Consider the following 1,084-nt stretch of genomic DNA (forward strand, 5'->3'; position numbering starts at 1 on the left):
GGAGCATTCCCGTTAGGAGCTTTTCCGGGGACTTGATCAAAAAAAGCCCTCTTGGTATGATGCAGGGGTGTCAACCACATCACTCACCATACCAAGGAGGACTTCAGATGAATTGTACACAAAACTATAAAATTGATCAAGTTACGGAACAAACGCTTGTCGTGGGCATCGATATCGCGAAACGAACCCACTACGCCTGCTTCGTGGATGACCGGGGGCGCGTGCTTCGCAAGTCGTTCCCGATCTTCCAGTCGAAAGAGGGGTTTCAGCAGCTGTATAAAGCGATTCAGGAGGCGATGCAAGCGTTTGGGAAGTCAGAGGTGATCGTCGCGGTGGAGCCGACCGGGCACTACTGGTTGAACCTGGCCTACTTCCTCGAGGAGCACGGGATCCCGTTGGTCATGGTCAACCCGGCGCATGTGTGCCGGTCGAAAGAACTCGATGACAACCTGCCGACGAAACACGACGCCAAAGACGCCCTGGTCATTGCCAGACTGGCAAAAGACGGACGATTCCTCGTTCCCCGGCTGCTGCACGAGATTGAAGCCGATTTGCGCGTGGGGAGCACGCTCAAAGAGAAGCTCCGCAAGGAACAGACGGCGGTGAAAAACGCGCTCGTCCGCTGGACGGATCGGTATTTTCCAGAGTTTTGGACCGTGTTTCGTGACTTGGGGAAAACGGCGCTTTCGGTGTTGGAGTGGACGCCGCTTCCGGCTGATATGGCCGGCCGGACGGTGGAGGAGCTTCTTGAGGTGTACCGGCAAAGCGAAGGGATGAAATGCCCGCAGAAGGCCAAAATTCAGGCGTTGATCAACACCGCGAAGGACTCGATTGGGGTGACGGAAGGGACAGCGATGGCCCGGTTTGAGATCGCCGCGCTCGTCCGCCGATACCGCCAATTGGAGGCGGAGATCGCTGCACTGGACGCCGAGTTGAAGGCATTGGTTCAAACGACGATGGAGTACCAATGGTTGAAAACGGTCGACGGGTTGGGAGACGCCACGATCATCGATCTGCTGGCGGAGATCGGCAGCTTCGCCCATTATCGGGACCCGCGCCAATTGGTGAAGTTGGCGGGCCTGAC

General features: G+C 56.9%; 1 protein-coding gene. It reads left to right on the forward strand.

The annotated features are described in order from the left end of the window. Positions 1 to 107: 107 nt before the first annotated feature. A partial coding sequence (locus tag ETC02_RS16635) for an IS110 family RNA-guided transposase (protein ID WP_171698448.1) occupies positions 108 to 1,084 on the forward strand: 977 nt, incomplete at its 3' end.

Origin of the sequence: Geobacillus sp. DSP4a (assembly GCF_013096875.1) — a bacterium.
GTDB lineage: Bacteria > Bacillota > Bacilli > Bacillales > Anoxybacillaceae > Geobacillus > Geobacillus thermophilus.